The 24745-nt window shown below is 60.1% G+C and carries 26 protein-coding genes; 12 read left to right on the forward strand and 14 right to left on the reverse strand.

Going from position 1 to position 24745, the window contains the following annotated elements:
- The first annotated feature begins 87 nt into the window (after positions 1–87).
- The 3 genes from ASD70_RS21170 (at position 88) to ASD70_RS21180 (ending at position 2093) form a co-directional block, all read left to right on the forward strand.
- Positions 88–981 (forward strand): LysR family transcriptional regulator, encoded by an 894-nt coding sequence (locus ASD70_RS21170; RefSeq protein ID WP_056847379.1) that lies wholly within the window; start codon positions 88–90, stop codon positions 979–981.
- Between the two features lie 179 nt (positions 982–1160).
- Positions 1161–1493, forward strand: coding sequence for a hypothetical protein (locus tag ASD70_RS21175; RefSeq protein WP_056847380.1), 333 nt, complete (start codon positions 1161–1163; stop codon positions 1491–1493).
- A 99-nt stretch (positions 1494–1592) separates the two neighbouring features.
- The gene (locus tag ASD70_RS21180) at positions 1593–2093 is read left to right on the forward strand and encodes a methylated-DNA--[protein]-cysteine S-methyltransferase (protein ID WP_056847381.1); all 501 of its coding nucleotides are present in this window, start codon (positions 1593–1595) and stop codon (positions 2091–2093) included.
- On the opposite strand, the gene ASD70_RS21185 is transcribed toward ASD70_RS21180, so the two are convergent.
- Entirely contained in the window at positions 2094–2876 is a 783-nt protein-coding gene (locus tag ASD70_RS21185; RefSeq protein ID WP_056847382.1) for a GNAT family N-acetyltransferase, read from the reverse strand.
- 177 nt (positions 2877–3053) lie between these two features.
- On the opposite strand from ASD70_RS21185, the gene ASD70_RS21190 reads away from it, so the two are divergent.
- Positions 3054–3479 (forward strand): low affinity iron permease family protein, encoded by a 426-nt coding sequence (locus ASD70_RS21190; RefSeq protein WP_046071394.1) that lies wholly within the window; start codon positions 3054–3056, stop codon positions 3477–3479.
- A 55-nt stretch (positions 3480–3534) separates the two neighbouring features.
- On the opposite strand, the gene ASD70_RS21195 is transcribed toward ASD70_RS21190, so the two are convergent.
- The 4 genes from ASD70_RS21195 to ASD70_RS21210 form a co-directional block, all read right to left on the reverse strand.
- A complete protein-coding gene (locus ASD70_RS21195; RefSeq protein ID WP_005785958.1) occupies positions 3535–4062 on the reverse strand; it encodes a DUF4142 domain-containing protein in 528 nt (175 codons plus the stop codon).
- Between the two features lie 120 nt (positions 4063–4182).
- Positions 4183–4824, reverse strand: coding sequence for a LysE family translocator (locus ASD70_RS21200; RefSeq protein WP_046071393.1), 642 nt, complete (start codon positions 4822–4824; stop codon positions 4183–4185).
- A 45-nt stretch (positions 4825–4869) separates the two neighbouring features.
- Entirely contained in the window at positions 4870–5286 is a 417-nt protein-coding gene (gene fos, locus ASD70_RS21205; protein WP_046071392.1) for a fosfomycin resistance glutathione transferase, read from the reverse strand.
- A 15-nt stretch (positions 5287–5301) separates the two neighbouring features.
- The gene (locus ASD70_RS21210; RefSeq protein WP_411741012.1) at positions 5302–6219 is read right to left on the reverse strand and encodes a LysR substrate-binding domain-containing protein; all 918 of its coding nucleotides are present in this window, start codon (positions 6217–6219) and stop codon (positions 5302–5304) included.
- A 77-nt stretch (positions 6220–6296) separates the two neighbouring features.
- On the opposite strand from ASD70_RS21210, the gene ASD70_RS21215 reads away from it, so the two are divergent.
- Positions 6297–6785 carry a DMT family transporter gene (locus ASD70_RS21215; protein ID WP_056847383.1) on the forward strand — a complete coding sequence of 163 codons (489 nt, stop codon included), beginning with the start codon at positions 6297–6299 and terminating at the stop codon, positions 6783–6785.
- Between the two features lie 23 nt (positions 6786–6808).
- Here ASD70_RS21215 and ASD70_RS21220 read toward each other — a convergent pair whose 3' ends face one another.
- Together ASD70_RS21220 and yiaY are read right to left on the reverse strand one after the other, a co-directional pair.
- A complete protein-coding gene (locus ASD70_RS21220) occupies positions 6809–7483 on the reverse strand; it encodes an NAD(P)H-binding protein (protein WP_056847384.1) in 675 nt (224 codons plus the stop codon).
- A gap of 89 nt (positions 7484–7572) precedes the next feature.
- The gene (yiaY, locus tag ASD70_RS21225) at positions 7573–8721 is read right to left on the reverse strand and encodes an L-threonine dehydrogenase (protein ID WP_056847385.1); all 1149 of its coding nucleotides are present in this window, start codon (positions 8719–8721) and stop codon (positions 7573–7575) included.
- Between the two features lie 123 nt (positions 8722–8844).
- On the opposite strand from yiaY, the gene ASD70_RS21230 reads away from it, so the two are divergent.
- On the forward strand, positions 8845–9861 hold the full coding sequence (locus ASD70_RS21230; protein ID WP_056847386.1) for a DUF4917 family protein: 1017 nt from the start codon (positions 8845–8847) through the stop codon (positions 9859–9861).
- A gap of 140 nt (positions 9862–10001) precedes the next feature.
- Here ASD70_RS21230 and ASD70_RS21235 read toward each other — a convergent pair whose 3' ends face one another.
- Positions 10002–10529 carry a helix-turn-helix domain-containing protein gene (locus tag ASD70_RS21235; protein ID WP_056847387.1) on the reverse strand — a complete coding sequence of 176 codons (528 nt, stop codon included), beginning with the start codon at positions 10527–10529 and terminating at the stop codon, positions 10002–10004.
- A gap of 160 nt (positions 10530–10689) precedes the next feature.
- On the opposite strand from ASD70_RS21235, the gene ASD70_RS21240 reads away from it, so the two are divergent.
- The 5 genes from ASD70_RS21240 (at position 10690) to ASD70_RS21260 (ending at position 16697) form a co-directional block, all read left to right on the forward strand.
- Entirely contained in the window at positions 10690–11472 is a 783-nt protein-coding gene (locus ASD70_RS21240; protein ID WP_046071386.1) for an aldolase, read from the forward strand.
- 27 nt (positions 11473–11499) lie between these two features.
- Complete coding sequence (locus tag ASD70_RS21245) at positions 11500–12372, forward strand: dihydrodipicolinate synthase family protein (RefSeq protein WP_056847388.1); 873 nt, start codon at positions 11500–11502, stop codon at positions 12370–12372.
- A gap of 134 nt (positions 12373–12506) precedes the next feature.
- The gene (locus ASD70_RS21250; protein ID WP_046071384.1) at positions 12507–13046 is read left to right on the forward strand and encodes an RNA polymerase sigma factor; all 540 of its coding nucleotides are present in this window, start codon (positions 12507–12509) and stop codon (positions 13044–13046) included.
- A complete protein-coding gene (locus ASD70_RS21255) occupies positions 13043–14011 on the forward strand; it encodes a FecR family protein (RefSeq protein ID WP_056847389.1) in 969 nt (322 codons plus the stop codon). The genes ASD70_RS21250 and ASD70_RS21255 overlap by 4 nt, the downstream gene beginning before the upstream one ends.
- A 127-nt stretch (positions 14012–14138) precedes the next feature.
- Complete coding sequence (locus tag ASD70_RS21260) at positions 14139–16697, forward strand: TonB-dependent receptor (RefSeq protein WP_056847390.1); 2559 nt, start codon at positions 14139–14141, stop codon at positions 16695–16697.
- A 123-nt stretch (positions 16698–16820) separates the two neighbouring features.
- On the opposite strand, the gene ASD70_RS21265 is transcribed toward ASD70_RS21260, so the two are convergent.
- The 4 genes from ASD70_RS21265 to ASD70_RS21280 form a co-directional block, all read right to left on the reverse strand.
- Positions 16821–18038 carry a class I SAM-dependent methyltransferase gene (locus ASD70_RS21265; protein ID WP_056847391.1) on the reverse strand — a complete coding sequence of 406 codons (1218 nt, stop codon included), beginning with the start codon at positions 18036–18038 and terminating at the stop codon, positions 16821–16823.
- 221 nt (positions 18039–18259) lie between these two features.
- Positions 18260–18877: a TPM domain-containing protein gene (locus ASD70_RS21270; RefSeq protein ID WP_046071380.1), complete on the reverse strand. Its 618-nt coding sequence runs from the start codon at positions 18875–18877 to the stop codon at positions 18260–18262.
- Between the two features lie 31 nt (positions 18878–18908).
- Positions 18909–19637 (reverse strand): TPM domain-containing protein, encoded by a 729-nt coding sequence (locus ASD70_RS29750; protein ID WP_056847392.1) that lies wholly within the window; start codon positions 19635–19637, stop codon positions 18909–18911.
- 18 nt (positions 19638–19655) lie between these two features.
- Positions 19656–20267, reverse strand: a complete 612-nt coding sequence (locus ASD70_RS21280; protein ID WP_046071378.1) for a LemA family protein — start codon at positions 20265–20267, stop codon at positions 19656–19658.
- Between the two features lie 238 nt (positions 20268–20505).
- Here ASD70_RS21280 and bglX point away from each other — a divergent pair, with 238 nt between their 5' ends.
- Complete coding sequence (bglX, locus tag ASD70_RS21285; protein WP_046071377.1) at positions 20506–22797, forward strand: beta-glucosidase BglX; 2292 nt, start codon at positions 20506–20508, stop codon at positions 22795–22797.
- A gap of 130 nt (positions 22798–22927) precedes the next feature.
- On the opposite strand, the gene ASD70_RS21290 is transcribed toward bglX, so the two are convergent.
- Positions 22928–24085: a phospholipase D-like domain-containing protein gene (locus ASD70_RS21290; RefSeq protein WP_046071376.1), complete on the reverse strand. Its 1158-nt coding sequence runs from the start codon at positions 24083–24085 to the stop codon at positions 22928–22930.
- A gap of 1 nt (position 24086) precedes the next feature.
- Positions 24087–24668 carry a YceI family protein gene (locus ASD70_RS21295; protein WP_056847393.1) on the reverse strand — a complete coding sequence of 194 codons (582 nt, stop codon included), beginning with the start codon at positions 24666–24668 and terminating at the stop codon, positions 24087–24089.
- Positions 24669–24745 lie beyond the last annotated feature (77 nt).

Below are 24745 nucleotides of genomic sequence, written 5' to 3' on the forward strand. Positions count from 1 at the left end.
TCGTTTTATTTTGTGAGGTCTTTATAGAATGCCGGGTAGCTCTTAAACCAATACCGAATTCCGACCGATTGATACCCAAGGACCAGGATGCTCGACCTACGCAAGCTGCGTTACTTTCTGACGGTCGCCGAAGAATTGCACTTCGGCCGCGCAGCCCTTCGCCTGCACCTGGCCCAGCCGCCGCTGACCCGGCAGATTTCCGCCCTTGAAGCCGAATTGGGGTTCAAGCTGTTTGATCGCACCAGCCGCACGGTCACCCTCACCGCCCAGGGACGTGCGTTCCTGCCCTACGCCAGGAGCGTGCTGGAACAGGTGGAGTTGGCGCAGGTGATCGCCGGTAAATTGGCTGCCGGCACGGCGGGTCAGCTGACATTGGGCTATGTCAGTTCAATCGCCTTGTCAGACCTGTTCAGCCGCGCCATCCAGGCCTTCGCCCAGCGCTTTCCCGATGTGCAACTGACCTTGGTGGAGTGCGCGTCCGGCAGCCTGGGCGCGCAGGTGGCGGATGGGCGCCTGGATATCGGCTTGAGCCGGCTGTTGCCAAAAAGCACTGATGTCCAGGCATTGTCACTAGGTGAAGAACGGCTGGTGGCAGCGGTCTCCAGCGAGAGCCCGTTGGCGAGCCAGGCGACGGTCAGCCTGGCGCAACTAAGCACTTACCCGCTGATTCTGTTTCCCGCTGACTATGGGTCAGGCTTGAACCAGTCCATCGAGCGACTTTACCGCCACCACGGCCATCCGCTGCGGCCTGGGCCGACCGGGCGGCAGATCACTTCGATCATCGCCCTGGTGGCGGCCGGACAGGGCGTGGCGCTCGTGCCGGACTGTACGCAGAGTCTGATGAACACAGGTGTGACCTATAGGCCAATGCAGGAAGTGGATGCGTGTGCACAATTGCTGGTACTGACCCCGGCATCAGCAAGAAGTGTGTTGGCGGATGCATTTCTTGGCGTACTCGAGCAGTCACTGCATACCCGTTAACCCCTGAAAACCCTTGCAATACCTCTCCACGGCGCCTTTTCTGCGCGCCCATACACTTCATTCAACGCCTACTGAAAACCGCACAGATTCCGCTGGTAGGTAAGTAAAGACTTATGGCAGTGACGAAACCACATGGGTGATGATGTCAGCTTGTCGACCTGGACCTCGGAAGCTTTGCGATGGTTGAAAGCAAACAGCACACGTCTAAACCAATCCTGCGCCAAGTGGTGGGCTGGGTGGTGGTTTTGCCGCTACTGGTTTCGTTTATAAGGCTGCCATTTCCTCTTGCATTGCTCCTTCAAACGGGAGCGCTTGTTGCGTCGGCTTATGGCGTAAAGCTTGCCTGGGGTCATGCAACCCGACGCGTAGCTGTATTCGCGTTGATTGTCACTCTGCTCAATGTCACTTCTTCCTTTATGTTGAGTACAGCCTCAGTGCTGATGGGGCTCTACTATATCTCCAGGCTCTACTGGTACCCGTACTATTCCAATTGGGTTTACTGGAACTTCTAGACTGGCGAAGAATTTGACCGCAAGAAACGTAGTGCCCTCGCCAGCAGGTAGAACTACAGTAGCGTCGTATCCATTGACGCCCTTTCGAGGAGCCTGCTCGTGACTTACCAATACAAGCTCATGCCTTCCCCCGTCGGTGAACTGACCCTGGTGACGCGCAATGGCAGGCTCAGCGCCATCCTGTGGGAAGTGGAACGTGCCAACCGCGTGCGCCTGGGCGAATTGATCGAGGCCAACGACAACCCGGTGCTGTTGGAAACCGAGCGTCAATTGAGGGAGTACTTTGATGGAACGCGCAACCGGTTCGAGCTGGAACTGGACTTCATCGGCACCGACTTTCAAAAGCAAGTCTGGCAGGCGTTATTGACCATTCCGTTCGGCGAAACCCGCAGCTACAGCCAGATCGCCCAGCAGATCGGCAACCCGAAGGCCGTGCGCGCAGTAGGCGCCGCCAACGGGCGCAATCCGATCTCGATCATCGCGCCGTGCCACCGCGTAGTGGGTGCATCGGGCGGGCTGACCGGGTTTGCAGGAGGGCTTGAGGCCAAACAGTATCTATTGACCCTCGAAGATCGCGGCCAAATCAAAATGGCTTTCTGATCATAGGCCTGGTAAAGCCACGCGAACAAATGCCCGATAGTCGAATAAACGTTCGAAACCCAACTTGCGATACAGCGGGACGGCGCCCTCCGATGCCTCGAGAAAGCAACGCTGGGCGCCCAGGCTCGACGCATGATGCAGGGCCTCTCGAATCAAACGCGTGGCATAGCCTCTTCCACGCAAGTTAATAAGCGTACCGACATCATTAAGCCGGGCCTCACCATTGCATAGAGACAAGGTCAACGAGCAGCTCACCTGCCCTTCGGCGCACAGGGTGAAGTGATAAAGGCTTTCATCAGCGTCCAGGGCCCTCTGGTGCCGGGCCTGATAATGCGCAACCACTTCGGGTAGCATCGCGTACGCATTGCCAAGCGGAACGGCCCACTCATTCAAATCCCGTGTCAGGCGGACGTGTACATCGCCCTCACCCTCTGATGGAATAAGCGCTGACAATTGGAGGACCATTGCCGTGGTCTTTTCAGCGGGGTGAAAATCGAGCCCCGTGAGCACTTCGCCTAAGCCCTCGACCTTTTGCTCATGAATCACTAGGCGTACTTCAATCGGGGTGCGTCGGATCAGCTCGAGGGCAGCAGCCATTTCCTCACCCAATGGGGCGCTGCCCAGGCGAATGAACAGCAAATTCCACGGAAAATCATGCTCGTCGATAAAATAGGCATTGATGGCCGCGCAGTAGCGTCGGTGCGTCAGGCAGGTGGCGGCAAAATAGTGGTCCTCGGTCAGATGATAAAGCGTGACCAGGTCAAAGGCGGGATTGGCGTCCATGAGGCGGTATCCAGAAAAAAACCCAGTCTTGCCCTGGCCGTCCTGGGACGCCGTAGGTTCCTGCTTAAATACCTGGCAGAAAAACGCACAACTTTGTTCAAACGCTAAGTTGTAAAAAGAAATTTCGGCGACTGCCCGCGGTCAGAATTTTCATCACCCTTTTTGAGGAAAACGGTCATGAAATTCTCTGCAGTCTCCCAAACCCTGTCACGTTGGGCAGGCAGCCCCAAGACCTTCTACGCGGCAGTCGCGCTGATTCTCCTATGGAGCCTGAGCGGGCCGTACTTCCACTACAACGATACCTGGCAACTGATCATCAACACCTCGACCACCATCATCACCTTCCTGATGGTGTTTTTGATTCAGAACACGCAGAACCGTGATAACGACATCTTGCATATCAAGATCGATGAACTGTTGCGCGCATCCAAAGACGCACAGAATGCCGTGCTCAGCCTGGATGGCCTGGACCGCAAGGAACTTGAAAGACTGCGCAAGGAGTACCGCAGCATTGGCAGCAGCGACAAGGTGAGTTTGAACAGCAGTTGCGGGGCCGCGGCCGACGATGCAGCGCAGATCAAGACTGACTTGAACCAGGCCTGAAAAAAACGGCGGTTGGAGTGATCCAATCGCCGTTTTTTTATTTCACGTAAGGACCTCAGCCATCACCTTGATGCCCCTTGCCATAGGTCGATGCCAAGGCACGGGCTTTTTGCAGACGCTCTTCGAGCTTGGGCAGCGTTTCATCCACCAGCGCTTTTATTTCCGGCACATCCGACGCCGCACCTTCTTTCTTGAAAAGGGCGATGGCGTCTTCGTTTTCCTTGACCTGCTGCGCGGTGTAGGCAGCGTCAAAGGAGTCGCCGTCCTTGAGTTCGGGCATCAGGGTTTCGGCTTTATCAACGATCTTTTCCCGAGGTGCTACCGGCAAGTCGAGCTTCTTGGCGATAGCTGCCAAGTGCTGGTTGGCCAGGGTACGTTCGTTGATGACTTCGATGGTGTAGTCCTTGATCTCTTGGGATGAGGTCTTGGCGTGGGCCATGCGACTGGTTTCGATATCGGCCATGCCTTTGGCCGAAGCCTGCTCGATGAATTCGGCAGGCGACTGGGCGAAAGCATTGCTGGCGCCGAGGCCCAGCAGCATCGCGAAACTGGCGGTGCGTAACCGGATAGCCATGCGGCTCATGATGGGTTCCTCCAGGGCAAAAATAAGTGCGGGGAAAACACGCCCCGCCCTGAGTTCGAATTTTTTGCGCGGCAAAGGTTTAGAAAAAACCTGCCAGTGCGACGAACGGTCGTGGATGCTTCAGGCCGATTTATTGCCCAACAGGCCCGGCAGCGCGTGCGCCAAGGCATTGATGGCGAAGCCAATAAACATCACACCACAGAGCCGGGTGATGAGGATTTCATGACGCTGATACACCGTACGCACCCGCTGGGCGCCGACCACGCCGATCAGAATCGCGTAGGCCAACAGGCCACCGATAAAGCTCAGGAAAATCAGCGACGGCAGCATCGACCAGGTCAGCAACTCCGCACGGCTGGACAGCAACGCCGTGAAGGTCGCCACGGCAACCGGGTACGCCTTGGGGTTGGTCAGGCCGAACAGAATGCCATGCCAGAACGGATGCCGCGCCGCGCCCTGAGGCGCATCGCTGCTGCGGCGCTGGGTGCGGATTGCACGCCAGCCGAGCCAGAACAAATACACACCGCTGAGTACGCCCAATACATCGAAGGCGCTGCTGCCGACTTCCCGCGCACCGACGATGGCAATCAGCGCCGTGCTGCACCACACCACATCGCCGAGCAAATGCCCACACAGGAAACCCGCCCCGGCACGTCGACCACGGGCAGCGCCGATGCCGAACACAGCCAAGACACCCGGCCCGGGGGTAATACCGTAGATAAAACCCGATGCAAGGACGGCGAGCAGCAAGGAGGGGGTCATAGGTAGGCTCTGACAGACGTGTGAAGGTGATTGATTCTGCATGTTTCAGCTCGGGGGGTAAAACTTCATTCCCGCATAAGGCTTGGCGCGACAGGCTTGCAGGCGCGAGGTCAAGTCGCCGACATGGGCCTCCAGTTTGTGGCCGTCGGGATCCAGGAAATAAAACGACGCGCCTTCGCTACGGTTGTCGCGCCACTCCTGCACACCAGCCGCCCGCAGGCGCTCGACCAGCGCGGCGAAATGAGTGGCGTCGGCGGTGAAGGCATAGTGGGTGTAGTCGGCTGCCGGCACGGGCGGGCGCATCGGGTCCAGTGACAGGCACAGCCACAGGCCGGGTAATGACAGGTAGGCACCGTTGTCCCAGGTGGCGTCAAGCTGGAGGTGCAACAACTCATGATAAAAACTGACGCTGCGCGGCACGTCGGTCACGGCCAGGGTCAGGTGGTTAAAGCCGCTGAGCATGTAGATTTCCCGTGGTTATTGGTGACCGTCTGACAATACACTCCGCACCCGCCCAATCAACCACTGCAACCCCGAATCCCCACCCCGCCGCGCATGCCAGGCCAGCTCAAAGGCAAAGGACGGAATATGAAACGGCGGCGGCACGGTCAACAGGCGTGCATGATCGATATCCAGTAAACCGCGGGACGACACCGTCAAAATCAGGTCCGTGCCCTCGATCAACTGCGGTGCCACGCCCCAATGCGGCAGGCTGATCGCCACATGCCGCCGTTCACGTATCGCGCGCAGGGCCCGTTCGATTTCCGGCGTGCCGCTGCCGCGCATCTCCAACAGCACATGGGGGCGCGCCAGGTAAGTCGGCAGGTCGAGCACGCCGCTGGGTGCAAGGCTGTGGCGGTCGACCAGGCAGGTGTAATGCTCTTCGAACAGAAGCGTTGTACGCAGTTCGACGGGCATATCGGGGAATACGCCAGCCGCCAGGTCGAGATCGCCATTGAGCACGCCGTCGACCATACCTTCACGGCTGGCGTGGATGATCTGCAGATCGATGCCAGGTGCTTCATGACGTAGGGCACGGACCAAGCTGGGCAGGATAATCGCCGCGCTGTAGTCCGACATCGCCATACGAAACCGGCGCTTGGCCGAAGCCGGGTCGAAACGATTCGGTGCCAGCAACGCCTGCACTTGGGCAAGGGCTTCGGTCAACGGCGCCGCCAGCTCCAGGGCACGGGGCGTCGGCACCAGGGTACCGCCCTGGCGCACCAGCAACGGGTCACCGAGCATATCGCGCAAGCGCGCCAACGCATGGCTGACTGCCGGCTGGCTCAGGTGCAGGCGCTCGGCAGCGCGGGTGACATGTTGCTCGCTGAGCAGGGCATCGAGTATCACCAGCAGATTCAGGTCGATGCGGCGCAGGTCATTCATCAGCTGCATGCTCGGCATAAGAATTTGGAATTTAAATTTGCTTGACGAATAACCTAGAGTCCAGCAAAACCTCTGGGAGATGTGAGATGACGACGTTGCATTGGCTGGGTTTGTTAGCGCTGGCGGTGATTGCCGGGGCGGTGGTGCCGTTTCAAAGCGCGATCAACGCCAACCTCGGGCGCGGGCTTGGGCATCCGTTGTGGGCCACCCTGGCGTCATTGCTGGTAAGCATCATCGTGCTGCTGCCGGTGATGGTGGCGCTGCGTTTACCGCTGCCGAGCCTGGCTTTTATCTGCAAAGCACCCTTGTGGATGTGGGCCGGCGGTGCGTTCGGCGTGTGTTTTATTTCGTTGGCGTTGATGCTGCTGCCCAAGCTGGGCGCATCGGGGTTTATTGCGTTGGCCATGGCCGGGCAGATTCTTGCGTCGTTACTGCTCGACCATTTTGGTCTGTTCGGCCTGGCGGAACGCCAACTGAATACGCCACGGGTGCTGGGGGCGGTGTTGTTGATCGGCGGCGTGGCGTTGATTCAATTCAGCGCCGCACCCGCCCGGGCGCTGGCAACTGCGAGTTGATCAGATCGAGCGCTTGTGCAACCTCAACGGCGCTCGGCAGCCAGGCGATTGATCTCGGCCTGCTCCACCACCGGCTGCGGCGCGCCATGGCTGGCGGCTTGCAACATCGCCCGGCCGACGGTCTCGGTGCTTACCACCCACGCCGGTTTTACCCGACGCACAAACAAGAGCACAGGCCCGAGCACGCTGTAGAAAGACTGGTACAGCGGCGTTTTCGAACGCACACCATGCAACGGCTGGATAACCCCCGGACGGAACAGGTACACCGCCTTGAACGGCAATCGCAGCAAGGCATTCTCGGTCTTGCCCTTGACCCGCGCCCACATCGACTTGCCCGCCTCGGAACTGTCCGTGCCGGCACCGGACACATAGATAAAGGTCATCTGCGGATTAAGCCGCGCCAGCGTACTGGCGGCGACCAGGGTCAGGTCATAGGTGAGGTGGGTGTACCGCGCTTCGTTCATGCCCGCCGAGGAAACGCCGAGGCAGAAGAAACACGCGTCAAAGCCTTGCAACAGGTTTTCCAGGGGTTGGAAATCCAGCATGTCGCTGTGCAACACCTGATGCAGCTTGCCGTGTTCCTGGGTCAGGGGCGTACGGCCGACGGCGACGACTTCCTGCACATCAGCCGCCAGCAGGCATTCGCGCAGCACGCCCTGGCCGACCATGCCGGTGGCGCCGAATAACAGAACTCTCATTAGGGGACCTCAGCGGCAAGCCGCAAGCTTGCTCAAGTTAAACGCGTTCAGCGTGTAGCTTAACGCTTGCGGCTAAAGGCTGCCCCCTATCAAAACGCGCTACGGAAAATCTCTTCGATCTGCCGCTGATCCGCTCGCCTTGGATTGGTCAGCCCGCACGCGTCCTTCAACGCATTGGCAGCCAGCAGCGGGATATCCTGCAATTTGGCGCCAAGCTCGCGCAGGCCAGCGGGAATATCCACGTCCTGGGACAAGCGGCGAATCGCTGCGATGGCCGCCTGGGCCCCTTCTTCCACCGTAATGCCCTTGATATCCGCGCCAAGGGCACGGGCCACGTCGCTCAAGCGTTTGGCACTGACACTGGCATTGAAGCTCTGCACATGGGGCAATAACACCGCGTTGCACACGCCATGGGGCAAGTCGTACAAACCGCCCAACTGGTGAGCCATGGCATGCACAAAACCCAGGGACGCGTTATTGAAGGCCATGCCGGCGAGAAACTGCGCGTAGGCCATGTTTTCCCGTGCCGCTATGTCACTGCCATCGCGCACCGCCAAGCGCAGGTTGGCGCTGATCAGCTCGATGGCCTTGATGGCGCAGGCGTCGGTGATCGGCGTAGCAGCGGTAGACACATAGGCTTCGATGGCGTGGGTCAGCGCATCCATGCCGGTGGCAGCGGTGAGCCCCTTGGGCATGCCGACCATCAGCGCCGGGTCATTGACCGACAGCAGCGGCGTAACGTTGCGATCAACAATGGCCATTTTCACGTGGCGGGTTTCGTCGGTGATGATGCAGAACCGTGTCATCTCGCTGGCAGTGCCGGCGGTGGTGTTGATAGCTACGAGCGGCAGTTGTGGCTTGCTCGATTGGTCGACGCCCTCGTAATCGCCGATACGCCCGCCGTTGGTGGCGCACAGCGCGATGCCCTTGGCGCAGTCATGGGGCGAGCCGCCGCCCAGGGACAGCACAAAATCGCAGGCATTTTGCTGCAGCAATGCCAGGCCCTTCTCGACGTTTTCCACCGTGGGGTTGGGTCTGGCACCGTCATAGATCGCCGAATCGATATCCTGCATCGCCAGCTTCTCGGCGATCATGCTGGCCATGCCGGCTTTGGCCAGGCCGGCATCGGTGACGATCAAGGCTTTACGAAAGCCATAATTGCGAATGGCGATCATGGCTTCGTCGAGGCAGTCGCTGCCCATGATGTTGACGGCGGGGATGAAGAACGTGCTGCTCATGGTCAATCCTCAGAGGCTTTATGCCCACAGAATCAACCTGTACCGCATGGCGCATCTTGATCAGGATCAACGTCGGCTCGTGATAAAGTCACCACCCAGCCGATTTCGAGTAGACCCGCCGCAATGAAGGATTTCCAGGATAATGACGCCCACCTTGAAGACTGGAGCGCCCTGCGCGCTGCCCTCGACTTCAGCGGGATTCTGATCGGCAACGGTGCCAGTCGGACGATTTGGGAAGACTTCTCCTACGACTCGCTGTTCGAAAACGCCCGCACCGTTGAAGAAAAACCCCTGAGCCAATCCGAACTCAGCGTATTTGACGCCCTGCAAACCCGCAGCTTCGAACAAGCCCTGGGCGCCTTGAAGACCACCAGCCGGGTCAACAAGGCCCTGGCGGTGAGTTCGGCGGCGCCGCGTAACCGTTACTACGCGATCAAGGAAGCGCTGATCAACACCATTCATGCCGTACACATTCCCTGGCGCCTGGTGCAGCCGTCGACGCTGACGACGATCAACGCGGAATTAGCCAACTACGCCACCGTCTTCACCAGCAACTACGACTTGCTCAACTACTGGGCGATCCTGCACACGCCGGGCATTGATGACCTGTTCCGCAGCGCCGACTCAAGCTTCGACCTGCGCAATACCCATACCGATACCACGCGCATCCTCTACCTGCACGGCGGCCTGCACCTGGTGCGCAACCTCGATGGCACGGCGCGCAAGCTGCCGTCCACCGACAGCACCTTGCTCAGCAGCTTTGCGATAAACAATACGATCAAGACCCTGGACGATGTGCCGCTGTTCGTCAGTGAAGGCAAGGTAGAAGAGAAGCTCAAGAGCATCCGCAGTTCGGATTACCTGTCGTTCTGTTATGAGCAATTGCTGAGCCATGAAGGCGCGTTGTGCATCTTCGGCCATGACTTGGGGCCGCAGGATAAACACCTGGTGGATGCAATTCGCCAAGCCAGCATCAGCACCCTGGCGATCTCGGTGTCGGGGCGCAGCGATGGGTTTATTCGTCAGCAGAAGCGGCGGTATTCGGAGTTGTTCGAGGGCAGTGGCGCAACGCTGAGGTTCTTCGTAGCACGCACCCATCCGCTGGGTAACCCGACGCTTTCAGTCCCGGTCGAACGCTGATCCAGTGAACAAAGAAAATCAACTGTGGGAGGGGGCTTGCTCCCGATGGCAGAGCGTCAGCTACAGATGAGCTGACTGATCCACCGCCATCGGGAGCAAGCCCCCTCCCACACTGACTGCATTTCAGGTTGCGGCAAGCGTTACTCCTCCGAACTGTGCACCACCACCAGCAACTGCGCCTGCACCTCTCCCACCGAACGAAGGCGGTGGGGCTTCTGCGCATTGAAATGCAAAGCGTCACCACGCTCCAGGATCACCCGCTCGTTCATGAAATCCACTTCCACCCGGCCTTCATGCACGAACAGAAACTCCTCCCCAAAATGCTCCTTGAAGGTCTTGTCGGTGAACTCCGCCGGCGGGTAGATGATGAACGGCAGCAGGCTGCGCTCGCTGACTTGATGGGCCAGCACCGCATAACCCGGCGAGGTGTCGGGCCGTTCGTGGCTGCGCACCAGGCTGTAGCTGTCGAGGCTGACCTTGTCTTCGCTGAACAGCTCTTCGACCTTCACGTTCAACGCCTTGGCCAATTTCAACGCAGCTGCAATGGAGGGCGTGTTGAGCCCGCGCTCCACTTTCGACAGATAACTCTTGGTCATCCCGGATTTTTCAGCCAAGGCTTCCAGGGTCACGCCAAGTTTTTTTCTCAATAATTTCAAACGGATAGACATTTGCTGCGGTTAATCCCTGCAGAAAGCGATGAGCCGTGCTTGCTAATGACACAAAGTGTCATATAGCATCATTCGTGTCATTTGCATTCACCTAACGACCTTGCGAGCAGCGGGCGAGCAGCAAATCCGACGTCCATTGAACCACCCAAAGGACACCGATATGGCCAAGACATTAGCACTCCCAAAAGACCAACTGGTCAAGCAAGCCCTGAGCCAGATGCAAAACAATCTGGCGGATAATACGTGGACCGACCGGCAAAAGCTGGCGCTGACCTGCCGAATCCTGTTCGAGCACGGTCACGATTCCGGCCTGGCGGGGCAGATCACCGCGCGCGGGCCCACCCCTGGCACCTACTACACCCAGCAGCTGGGCCTGGGTTTTGACGAAATCACCGCCAGCAACCTGCTGCTGGTCAACGAAGATCTTGAAGTGTTGGAAGGCCATGGCATTCCCAACCCGGCCAACCGTTTTCATACCTGGGTGTACCGCGGCCGGCCGGATGTAAACTGCATCATCCATACGCACCCGACGCACATTGCCGCGCTGTCGATGCTGGAAGTGCCGCTGCAGGTGTCACACATGGACCTCTGCCCGCTGTACGAAGACTGCGCCTTCCTGCAAGCCTGGCCCGGCGTGCCGGTGGGCAATGAAGAAGGGGAAATCATCACCACGGCCCTGGGCGACAAGCGCGCCATCCTGCTCTCGCACCACGGTCAGTTGTCCACGGGCGCCAGCATCGAAGAGGCTTGCGTCATCGCACAGTTGATCGAACGTGCGGCCAAGTTGCAGTTGCTGGCGATGGCCGCAGGCACCGTCAAGCCGATCCTGCCGGAGTTGGGGCGCGAGGCCCATGACTGGATCTCCAAGCCCAAGCGCCACGGCGCCGCGTTCAACTATTACGCCCGGCAGAACCTGCGCAAGCATGCCGATTGCCTGAACTGATTGCCCCTTTCTGACCGGAGTTTACCCATGTCAAACCCAACTATTCACGGCATCATCGGCTATACCATCACCCCGTTCAGCGCCGACGGCCAGCGTATTGACCTCGACGCCCTCGGGCGCTCCATCGACCGCCTGATCGACAGCGGCGTCCACGCCATCGCGCCCTTGGGCAGCACCGGCGAAGGCGCCTACCTGAGCGACGCGGAGTGGGACGAAGTCAGCGCCTACAGCATCAAGAAAGTCGCCAAGCGTGTGCCGACCATTGTCAGCGTGTCCGACCTGACCACCGCCAAGACCGTGCGCCGGGCACGCTATGCCGAAGCCCAAGGCGCCGATGTGGTGATGGTACTGCCCGCCTCGTACTGGAAACTCAGCGACGCGGAAATCCTCGCCCACTACGCCGCGATTGGCGACAGCATCGGCGTACCGATCATGCTCTACAACAACCCGGCCACCAGCGGCACCGACATGTCGGTGGAGCTGATCCTGCGCATCCTCAAGCAGGTCGACAACGTGACCATGGTCAAGGAGAGCACCGGCGATATCCAGCGCATGCACCAGCTGAAACTCCTGAGTGACGTGCCGTTCTACAACGGTTGCAACCCGCTGGCCCTGGAGGCTTTCGCCGCCGGTGCCAAAGGCTGGTGCACCGCAGCGCCGAACCTGATCCCCCAACTCAACCTGGATTTGTACCAGGCAGTGCTGGCCAATGACTTGAACCAGGCGCGGGAACTGTTCTACCGGCAGTTGCCGCTGCTGCAATTCATTCTCAAGGGTGGGTTGCCGGCGACGATCAAGGCCGGGCTGCGCTTGACCGGGTTGGAGGTGGGGGATCCTCGGTTGCCGGTATTCCCGCTGGGTGAAGCCGGGATCGAGCAGTTGAAGACATTGCTGCGCTGACACTAAGCAAATGTGGGAGGGGCTTGCCCCCTCCCACATTTAGCCGAGCAAACTCTTTAAATAGAGACAAATGACAATAATTCTCGATATCATTCGCGACTTTTCCACGCCGTGCTTCGTCAAGAAGGATATCCATGTCTCGTCCCAAGCCCGACCCGTCGTCGGCCGATGCCTGTCGCGGGTTTTATGCAGATATTCTGTATTTCCTGCGTAAACGCACGGACAACGCCAGCGACGCGGCGGACATGACCCAGGATGTCTTTACCCAATGGCTGGGCTACCGCGACCGGGCCAAGGTCGAGCAGCCACGGGCGTTTCTGTTCCAGATGGCGCGCAACCTGCTGCGCGATCACTGGCGCAAACAGAAGGTACGGCAGACCGTCCACTCTGACCCCGCCGAAATGGATGCCGAGCCGGTCACCGATGAGCAGCACGACCCCATGGCCGCCGCCCTGCGCCTGCAACGCCTGGAACAGTTGAAAGAAGTCCTCGCCGAACTCTCGCCCCGCCGGCGAGAAGCCCTTATGCTGCACCGCTTCGAAGGCCTGAGTCAGGCGCAGATCGCCGAGCGCATGGGCATTTCCACCAGCATGGTAGAAAAGCACATCGCCTTTGCCCTGCTGCATTGCAAGCGACGCCTTCAACCCGACCCCGGCACGGAGCAGCCAGAATGAACCGCCTGAGCGACATCGACGCCCTGGACATCGAAGCAAGTGACTCCATCGACGCCCAAGCCGCCAGTTGGTTTGCACGCAATTGCAACGAGGCGAGCCGCGCCGACCGCAAAGCCTTTGCCGCCTGGCAGGCCGTGCCTGCGCACGCGCGCGCCTATGCCGAATTCGAACAGCTGTGGGCCGACCTCGCCCAATTGCAGCAACTGAACAAACCCATGCCGCTGCCCCAGCGCAAGCCCAGCCTCTGGCGCCCTGCCCTGGCTGTGGCCGCTGCCCTGCTCTGCGCGGTGCTGGCGACGCCTCTCGGCGCGCCCCGCGAGCTGTATCACACCCAGATCGCCACCCAGGCCAAGGGCATGCGTATGTTGAACCTGCCCGATGGCAGCACCTTGTATGTGAATGCCAACACCCGCATCCGTGTGGACTTCAACGCCCACCAACGCATCCTGCACTTGGACAAGGGCCAGCTGTATATCGAAGTGGCCGCCGACAAGGAGCGCCCACTCTACGTACAGGCCGGCGAGTCGAACGTACGGGTGGTGGGCACCGGGTTTGATGTGCGCCGCGGCCAACAGCAACTGGTGGTCAGTGTTGCCCATGGCCAAGTGGCGTTCGAAACGGATGGCAAAAGCCCACTCACCCTGCTCGGCACCCGACAACGCGCCGCTTACAACTACGCCAAGGGCACCTTGCAACAGCAAACCCTCAGCGCCGAAGAAGTGGCCGATTGGCGCAGCGGGCACTTATCGTTTCGTAATCGCGAGCTGGCCGGCCTGATCGACGAATTGAGCTTGTACCGGCCCCAACAACCTTTGCAGGTCAACAAGGCCGTCGCCCAACTCAAGGTGTCGGGCAACCTTGACGTGAATGACCCGGACGCCCTGCTCAGCGCCCTGCCCGCGTTGTTGCCGGTGAAAACCGTAGTGTCGGCCGATGGCATTGTGAGAATCGAGCCAAGCAAATAGCCTGCATAACCCACACATGAGAATATTTTGCATTCGCATGTGTGGTTTTTTTTGCCTGCCCCGTCTTCCTCCTGTCTGCGTTTGATACGCACACCTTTTTGGCTACTTAGCCGCACCGGGGGATTTCATGTTTCGCGCGCCTTGCCACGCTTCGCACCTGTTTCTTCGACCGACGCTCATCGCTGCCTGCCTGGCCTTCAGCCTCAGCGCCCAGGCCGAGTCGTTCAAGCTGCAACTGCCGGCCCAGTCGCTGGCCACGTCCCTGAGCCAGGTGGCGCAACAGGCGCAAATCCAGCTGCTGTTCGATGAAAGCCTGCTCAAGAACCTGCAGGCGCCGGCACTCAACGGTGACTACACAGCGGAAGCGGCGATCCGCTCCCTGCTCAAGAATGGCGACTTCACCCTGATCAAGGTCGGCAGCACCTATGTCGTGCGCCCGGATGAGGGCAAGACCACCCAAAGCGGCGCGATCCAGCTGGACACGTTGAGCGTGATCGGCACGGGCAACGAAGTGAACTCCAGCACGGTCAACCGCTCCACCCTGACCCAGGCCGATATCGACCGCTACCAGTCCAATAACATCCCGAGCCTGTTGCAGACCCTACCCGGCGTCAGCCAGGGCGGCTCGCTGAAACCCGGCGGCCAGACCATCAACATCCGTGGTTTCGGTGATGCCGAAGACGTACCGCTGACCGTGGACGGCGCCACCAAGACTGGCTTCGAGCGCTACCAGCAAGGCACTGTATTTATCGAGCCTGAGCTGATCAAGCGCATCGAAGTGGAAAAAGGCCCGAACTCGCCGTTCACCGGCAATGGCGGTTTCGGCGGCACGGTCAACATGATCACCAAGGACGCCCCGGACCTGCTCAAGGACGGTCGCAATAGCGGCGCGATGCTCAAATACGGCTACTCCAGCAATGACCATGAACAGGTCTACAGCGGTGCGGTGTATGGCCGTACCGACGATGGTCGCTTCGACGCCCTGGCCTACCTGACCCAACGGGACGGCGGCGATATGAAGGTGGCCGCCAAGTTGCCCAACGAGAACAACCAATACCCCATCAACCCCCAGCGCCTGCCCAACAGCGCCCAGGATGTGGACGGCAAGTTGTTCAAGGTCAACGCACATTTCACCGATGAGCACAGTGTCGGCCTGTCGTACTCACGCTCCCATAGCAACCGCTGGACGCCGTTTTCCGCAGCGAGCTATCCGACGCCGCCCACCCAGTTCAACATCGACCGCTACGGCTACGAAGGTGCGTTGAAGCGTTTCCTGGCCCACCGTGACACGGTCGACACCACCTGGTCGGGCAAGTACGAATACCAGCCCCTGGATAACCCGCTGGTGGACTTGACCATCAAGTATTCCCAGTCCGACACCGAGCAGACCGACGAGCGTGACGCCACCGCGTTTTTCCAGCTGGCCACCGGCGGGCGCAAGATGGACACGTCCTATACCGACAAGAACCTCGATATCCGTAACGTCAGCCTGTTCGATACCGGCCCCTTGCAGCATGCGGTGACGGTCGGCGGGCAGATCCGCAAACACATCCGCGAAACCGAAATGTGGATGCCCGGCACCACCTACAACACAGCGCGCTACAACTACGGGCACTTCCAGCCGGGCTTCATGCCCCACGGCAAGGTCGACACCAACAGCTTCTTTATCCAGGACGCGGTGACTATCGGCGACGTGACAATTACGCCGTCCCTGCGCTACGACCATGTGCGCAACCGCGGCGAAGGCAACGATGCGCCCTATTACAACAACCCCGACCCGGCCGTTGGCCACGACTACAGCGACCGCACCTACACAGGCTGGTCGCCACGCCTGGCGCTGTTCTGGACCGTGACGCCGAACGTCGGGCTGTTCGCCAACTGGAGCCAGACCTGGCGTGCGCCGGTGATCGACGAACAATATGAAGTCCAGGGCCTGGGCAGCCGTACCGCCACCAGCGTGGACCTGGACCCGGAACGCATCACCTCGATCACCCTGGGCAACATCACCAGCTTCGACAACCTGATCGCTCAGGACGACAACCTGCAACTGCGAACCACCCTGTTCCACAACAAAGTCGAAGACGAAATCTTCAAGGCCACCGGCGTGGGTTGCCAGAACCAGGCCATCAACGGCGGCAGTATTTCCTCGGCTTGCCCACCCGGGCCGATGTCCAACTACCGCAATATCGGTGGCATGACCATCAAGGGCGTCGAGCTGGAGTCGATCTATAACTCCACCTACCTGTTTGGCTCGGTGTCGTTCGCCTATGCCAAGGGCCAGCACCAAGGCGCCTACACCAACCCGTGGGGCCCTGACGTGGCAGCACGGGATATCCCGCCGACCAAATGGGTGCTGGTCTTGGGCACCCACATTCCCGCCTGGGATGCCCAGGTGGGCTGGATGGGCCAATTCATCGGCGCCACCGACCGCCTGCCCAGTGATAAATACTCCGGTGGCCCGGGCTCCGGTGTGGGTGACTTGTTCTTCGACCAGTACGGTAACAAGCGCTACAACACCCAGGGTCTGTTCGCCAAATGGGCCCCGCAACAGGCGTACCTCAAAGGCACCGAGGTCAACTTCACCGTGGACAACCTGTTCAACGAAAACTTCCGCCCGGCCTTGAGCGGCGACCGCGCCTACACCAAGGGCCGCGATGCGAAGATCAGCGTGACGCGGTTCTTCTGATCGCTGAACCTGTAGGAGCGAGCTTGCTCGCGAAAATCGCCAACGCTGACACGAGGGCTCCTGATGCCCCGAAGCGTCCTTATGTTTTTCGCGAGCAAGCTCGCTCCTACAAAAACTCTGTATTCAGGCCAGGTAGCCATCGGCGCGCAGCAGGGTTTCCAGGCAGTGTTCCGTGATGTGGTAGAACGCCTTGAGCTCCTGGATTTTCACCAGCAACTGCGCGTTGTCCACCGGCTGCGCACGCTTGACCGCAAGAATCATCTTGTTCTTGTTGGTATGCTCCAGCGAGATGAACTCAAACACCTTGGTCTCATAGCCGCAGGCTTCGAGGAACAACGCGCGCAAGCTGTCGGTGACCATCTCCGCCTGCTGGCCCAGGTGCAGGCCATATTGCAGCATCGGTTTGAGCAGCGCCGGGCTCTGGATCTGCAGGCGAATCTGCTTGTGGCAGCAGGGCGAGCACATGATGATCGACGCACCGGAACGGATGCCGGTGTGAATCGCATAATCAGTGGCAATGTCACACGCATGCAGGGCGATCATTACGTCCAACTCACTCGGCGCCACGCTGCGCACATCCCCGCATTTGAACACCAGCCCCGGGTGTTCAAGGCGGGCGGCGGCGCTGTTGCACAGGGTGACCATGTCTTCGCGCAATTCAACGCCGGTGACCTCGCCCTCGGCCTTGAGGGTATTGCGCAGGTAGTCGTGGATGGCGAAGGTCAGGTAGCCCTTGCCCGAACCGAAATCGGCAACGCGCACCGGTTGATCAAGCTTCAACGGCGACGACGTCAGCGCATGGCTGAACACTTCGATGAACTTGTTGATCTGCTTCCACTTGCGCGACATCGATGGGATCAGCGCCTGCTTGGCGTCGGTCACACCGAGGTCGACGAGGAACGGCCGGCTCAGGTCGAGGAAACGGTTCTTTTCACGGTTATGCTCGGCCGACGGTGCTTCGCGCAATTGTTGCGGTTTGCTTTTGAACAGCGAGCTTTTGTTCTTCTTGCTGTATTCCAGCTGGGCTTCGTCAGTCAGCGACAGCAAGTGCGCGTTCTTGAATGATGCAGGCAACAGCTCGGCAATCGCCGCCACGCCGTCGGCCGAGGGGAAATTCTTGGTGATGTCGCGGGTCTTGTAGCGGTACACGAAGGACAGGCACGGCTGGTCTTTGACGGTGACCGGCTTGATGATCAGCCGTTGCAGCTCGGCTTCCTCACCGACGTACTTGGCCAGCACCAGCTTGATAAAGGCGTTTTGCGCAAGGCTTGCGCTCAGCAATTGGATGAACTGGGCGTGATGATCCGGCGCAGGGTTGGCGGGTTGAGCGGTGACGGACATGAACAAAAACGCCTCGGGCAAAGAATGCCGGGCATTTTAGGGGGGATAACCCTCAACGGCACGGAGTTATTTGACCAATGGTCAGTTCCAGCAGTCACAGTAGATCCAAATGTGGGAGGGGGCTTGCCCCCGATTGCAGTGTGTCAGCCAACAGATTCATTGACTGGTGCACCGCCATCGGGAGCAAGCCCCCTCCCACATTTGGAACTGAGTTGGCCGGGCTATTCGAGTACCACCAGGCGATTGGGCAGCTCATTGCGCGTTTGCGTCACCGGCACATGCACCTTGAGCAACTCGCCGCACGCCTCGATGCACGCAATAAACCCGGCCAGCGTCTGCCCCTGTTTCACCTGCTGGGTGAACGTCTTGACGATGGCGTCCCAACTGCTGTCATCCAGGCGTTTGGAAATGCCGTCATCGACGAGGATCTCGACGTAGCGTTCCGCCTCGCTGACAAATATCAGCACGCCAGTGCTGCCCAGCGTGTGGTGCAGGTTCTGCTCCAGAAACTGCCGACGCGCCAGGTTAGAGGCGCGCCAGTGGCGTACGGAGCGGGGAATCAGGCGGGTGGTGACCTTGGGCAAGCGAAACACTAGGCACAACACAATAAACGTCGTCCATTGCGCCAGCAGCAAGGTGTACATGGTCAGGTAGCCCGACAAATAATGCACCACGCCCGGTACCACCAACGCGATCAGGCTGGCCCACAGCAACGGGATGTAGGCGTAGTCGTCGGCACGCGCCGCCAGCACGGTCACCAGTTCTGCGTCGGTGTTTTTTTCGACCCGGGCAATTGCTTCGGCGACTTGGCGCTGCTCATGTTCAGTCAGTAATGCCATGGTTGTAGATGCTCTTTTCTCGTTATTGTCATTACCAGCCGCCCGAAGCCCCGCCACCGCCGAAGCCACCACCGCCGCCACGGAAACCACCGCCACCGCCGCCCCCACCGCCGCCGCGGCCGCTGCTGCTGAGAATGGCCAGCAGAATAGCGCCCACCGGCAGGCCCATGCGATTGCACAGCCACAACACGCCGATCAGCAGGATAAACAAACCGATGGAGAACCCTGGATTATCCTTGGCGAAATTCGCATCCGCCACATGAGCTGGCACTGCCAAGGGTTCACCGCCCACCACCTGGATCATCGCCGCCACGCCGTCGCTGATGCCCTGGCTGAAGTTGCCGGCCTTGAACTTGGGCAAGATCACCTGATTGATGATCACCCAGGATTGCGCATCCGTCAGCACACCTTCCAGGCCGTAACCGACTTCGATGCGCACTTTGCGGTCATCACGGGAGACGATCAGCAGCGCGCCGTTATCCTTGCCCTTCTGGCCGATGCCCCACTGGCGACCCAGTTGATAACCGTAATCTTCAATGGGCACGCCCTGCAGGTCGGGCACAGTAACCACCACAAGCTGGTCGCCCGAGGTTTGCTCCAGCGCCTGCAACTGCTGGGTCAGTTGCTCGCGCACCGCCGGGTCGATCATCTGCGCGCTGTCCACCACACGCCCGCTCAGCGCTGGGAAGGTCAGCGCCGCCTGGGCCATGCCCACGCAGGCCAACAACCATAGCGCCAGGCCTATCCGTAATAAACGCATCGACACCTCAGTGTGGCCTTATTTGAACTTCACTTGCGGTGCTTTATCGGCATCGGCACTGGTGGCTTCAAACGTGGCGCGGATCGGCAGGTCGCTGTACATCACGGTGTGCCACAGGCGGCCAGGGAAGGTGCGGATTTCGGTGTTGTAGGCTTGCACGGCCTGGATGAAATCACGACGAGCCACGGCGATCCGGTTCTCGGTGCCTTCAAGCTGAGACTGCAAGGCCAGGAAGTTCTGGTTGGCCTTGAGGTCCGGGTAACGCTCGGAAACTACCATCAAGCGGCTGAGTGCACCGCTCAGGCCATCCTGGGCTTGCTGGAACTGCTTGAGTTTTTCCGGGTTGTCCAGGGTGCTGGCATCCACCTGGATCGAGGTGGCCTTGGCCCGCGCTTCAATCACCGCGGTCAGGGTGTCTTGTTCATGGGCGGCGTAGCCCTTGACCACTTCCACCAGATTGGGGATCAGGTCGGCACGGCGCTGGTACTGGTTCTGCACCTGGCCCCAGGCTGCCTTGGCCTGTTCGTCCAGGGTCGGGATATTGTTGATGCCGCAACCGCTCAGCACGGTGCTGATCAGTAACAACGCCGCAGCCTTGAAGCCCCAGCGGTAAGTTTGTGCTGCTTGCATGGTGTTTCTCCTGCCCGATCTCGATGGAATTTGATGACTAACCCTACAAACGACGCGCTTGGGGCATAATCCGCCACCACTGGCATGCATCGAGCCAATCAGCTACAAAGATGCCCAGCGCGAAAAAGAGTTCAGAGTGTGCTGCATTTATCTGAACAACACCCGAACAACAATAGACGCTCCCCACATTTTGGCCGATCAGCGTTATCGCTGTGCAGTGAGCCGAAAAAGGATATTCATGAAGAAGCTGTGTTTGCTCGGCCTTGTTGCCACTCTGGCCACCCACCCCGTCTGGGCAGAAACAAAGCCTGCTGCGCTTAAAGACAAGGACGCCTTCGTCAGCGACCTGCTCAAGCAAATGACCCTGGATGAAAAGATCGGCCAATTGCGCCTGATCAGCATCGGCCCGGAAATGCCCCGGGAACTGATCCGCCAGGAAATCGCCGCCGGCCGCATCGGTGGCACGTTCAACTCCATCACCCGCCCGGAAAACCGTCCGATGCAGGACGCGGCCATGCGCAGCCGCTTGAAGATCCCGATGTTCTTCGCCTACGACGTGATCCACGGCCACCGTACGATTTTCCCGATCAGCCTGGCCCTGGCCTCCAGCTGGGACATGGACGCCATCGGCCGCTCCGGGCGCATCGCCGCCCAGGAAGCCGCTGCCGACAGCCTCGACATCACCTTCGCGCCGATGGTCGATATCTCCCGCGACCCGCGCTGGGGCCGTACCTCCGAAGGTTTCGGCGAAGACACCTACCTGGTCTCGCGGATTGCCGAAGTCATGGTCAAGGCGTTCCAGGGCACCAGCCCCGCGAATGCCGACAGCCTGATGGCCAGCGTCAAGCACTTCGCCCTGTACGGCGCGGTGGAAGGCGGGCGCGACTACAACGTGGTCGACATGAGCCCGGTCAAGATGTACCAGGACTACCTGCCGCCCTACCACGCGGCAATCAAGGCCGGTTCCGGCGGCGTGATGGTGGCGTTGAACTCGATCAACGGCGTGCCCGCCACCGCCAATACCTGGCTGATGAACGACCTGCTGCGCAGAGACTGGGGCTTCAAGGGCCTGACCGTCAGCGACCACGGCGCAATCTTCGAGCTGATCAAGCACGGCGTGGCCAAGGACGGGCGCGAAGCCGCCAAGCTGGCGATCAAGGCCGGCATCGACATGAGCATGAACGACTCGCTGTACGGCAAGGAATTGCCCGGGCTGCTCAAGTCCGGAGAGATTGAGCAGAGCGACATCGACAACGCCGTGCGCGAAGTGCTCGGCGCCAAGTACGACATGGGTCTGTTCAAGGACCCGTACCTGCGCATCGGCAAGGCCGAGGATGACCCGGTCGACACCTACGCCGACAGCCGCCTGCACCGCGCCGAGGCCCGGGATATCGCACGCCGTAGCCTGGTGTTGCTGAAAAACCACAACGAAACCCTGCCGCTGAAAAAATCCGCGACCATCGCCCTGGTCGGCCCGCTGGCCAAGGCCCCTATCGACATGATGGGCAGTTGGGCCGCTGCTGGCCGGCCTGCGCAATCGGTAACCCTGCTCGACGGCATGAACGCTGTGATCGGCGAGAAGGGCAAAGTGATCTATGCCCGCGGCGCCAACATCACCGGCGACAAGGCGGTGCTCGATTACCTCAACTTCCTTAACTTCGATGCCCCGGAAGTGGTGGATGACCCGCGCCCTGCCCAAGTGCTGATCGACGAAGCAGTGAAAGCGGCGAAGAACGCCGACGTGATCGTCGCAGCGGTGGGCGAGTCCCGTGGCATGTCCCACGAGTCGTCGAGCCGCACCGACCTGAATATCCCGCAAAGCCAGCGCGACCTGATCAAGGCCCTCAAGGCGACCGGCAAACCGTTGGTTTTGGTGCTGATGAACGGCCGCCCGCTGTCGATTCTCGATGAGAGCCAGCAGGCCGACGCGATCCTGGAAACCTGGTTCGCCGGCACCGAAGGCGGCAACGCCATCGCCGACGTGCTGTTCGGTGACTACAACCCGTCGGGCAAGCTGCCGATCACCTTCCCGCGTTCGGTGGGGCAGATTCCCACCTACTACAACCACCTGACCATTGGCCGGCCGTTCACCCCAGGCAAGCCGGGCAACTACACCTCGCAGTACTTCGATGACACCACAGGTCCCCTGTTTCCATTTGGCTATGGCCTGAGCTACACCACGTTCAGCCTGGCGGACATGGCGCTGTCGTCCACCACCCTGAACAAGACCGGCAAGCTCGACGCCAGCGTCACGGTGAAGAACACCGGCAAGGTCGATGGCGAAACCGTGGTGCAGTTGTATATCCAGGACGTGGCCGGCTCGATGATCCGCCCGATCAAGGAGCTGAAGAACTTCCAGAAGGTCATGCTCAAAGCCGGTGAAGAACGCACGCTGCACTTCACCATCACCGAGGAGGACTTGAAGTTCTACAACGCCCAACTCAAGTTCGCGGCGGAACCGGGTGAGTTCAATGTGCAGATCGGGCTGGATTCCCAGGATGTTCAGCAACAGACCTTTGAACTGCTCTAACGCCTCACGCGGTCAAAAAAATGCGGGAGGGGGCTTGCTCCCGATAGCAGTGGGTCAGTCAATGAATCTGTTAACTGAAACACCGCCATCGGGAGCAAGCCCCCTCCCACATTTGACCTCATTGTGCTTGTTAGCCGCGCCGGTCGAGCAGATTGACCACCAACCGATCAATCCACCCCCACACCCTCTGCTTCACACGCCGCCACAACGGCCGCGCTTTCCATGCCTCCAGGCTCACCGCCTGGCTCTGGGCAAAATCAGTTTCGAAACTGGCCACCACCGCCGCCGTCAATCCCGGGTCCAACGCTTCGAGGTTGGCTTCCAGGTTGAAGCGCAAATTCCAGTGATCGAAATTGCATGAACCAATGCTCACCCAATCATCCACCAGCACCATTTTCAGGTGCAAAAAGCACGGCTGGTATTCAAAGATCTGCACGCCTGCCCGCAGCAGACGCGGGTAATAACGATGGCCGGCGTAGCGTACTGACGGGTGATCGGTACGTGGCCCGGTGAGCAGCAAACGCACATCCACACCCCGCCCTGCCGCCCTGCGCAAGGCACGACGCACGCTCCAGGTCGGCAGGAAGTAAGGCGTCGCCAGCCAGATCCGCCCCTTGCTGCGGTTCAAGGCGCGGATCAGCGATTGCAGGATATCCCGGTGTTGACGGGCGTCGGCATAGGCCACACGACCCAGGCCGGGGCCCATCGCAGGCACCTTGGGCAGGCGCGGCAAACCGAAATGGGTCGCTGGTTTCCATTCACGGCGCGCCGCGTTGGCGTGCCATTGACGGTCGAACAGCGCCTGCCAGTCCAGCACCAGCGGGCCGCTGATCTGCACCATCACTTCATGCCAGTCGGCGCTGTCTTGCCCTGGCGTCCAGAACTCATCGGTGACGCCCGTGCCGCCGACCACGGCGATACCCTGGTCGATCAGCAACAGCTTGCGGTGGTCACGGTACAGGTTGCGCATCCAGCGCCGCCAGTTCAAGCGATTGTAGAAGCGCAGCTCCACGCCAGCATCGATCAAGCGCTTGCGCAGCCCGAGGGTAAACGCCAGGCTGCCGTAATCATCAAACAGGCAGCGCACTTGCACACCACGCTCGGCGGCCAGCACCAGCGCCTGCACCATGGCGTCGGCACAGGCCCCGGCTTCGACCAAATACAATTCAAGATCGACCTGCTGCTCGGCCCGGGCAATGCCCACCAGCATCTGCGGGAAGAAACTCGGCCCGTCGATCAGCAATTCGAACTGATTGGCGCTGCGCCACGGGAACACTGCGCCGCTCATGTCAGCGCGCCGTGAAGATCAGTACCGCACCCACCGGCACCGACAGGCTGATCGACTTAAGCCCGGCAGCCTTGCGCAACGCCGCTACGCCCGGCGCCAGGTCGAAATCCTCGGCATGCAACACCACCGGCTCCAGGGTCACCACCTGGAAGCGCCGCTCATCCAGGCGCGTGGCGAGCAATTCGGCGCTGTAGGTCTGGGTCTTGCCATGCAGGGTAACGCTCAGCGGCAGGCGCAATTCCAACTGCGCGCCGGGCGCCAGGTCGTTGATCGGTTGCAGATTGATCTGCGCGCTGATCTGCGCTTCGGGGAAGGTCTTGATCTGGAACAGCTCTTTGCGCATGCGCTCGTCGCGCAGTGGGATGCCACTGTTGATCGACTCCATCTCCAATTGCAACTGCGCCGCGCCCTTGGCGTCGACCTTGCCATGCAACACCAGGAAGCGATGCACCTCGGCAATCTCGGTGTTTTTGGTGGTGACGAAAGACAGGCGCGAGGATTCGTTATCCAGGTACCAGTCGGCGTGGGCAGGCACGCTGGCACAGGTCAGCAAGGCGAAGACCAGGGGTTTGACATTGAACATAAAGACTCATGGGGCAAAAAACCTGGGCGAACATTAAGCGCAATCTCACGAACGGCGCAAATCCAATGTGGGGGGCT

The sequence above is a fragment of the Pseudomonas sp. Root569 genome, assembly GCF_001427465.1.
GTDB lineage: Bacteria > Pseudomonadota > Gammaproteobacteria > Pseudomonadales > Pseudomonadaceae > Aquipseudomonas > Aquipseudomonas synxantha.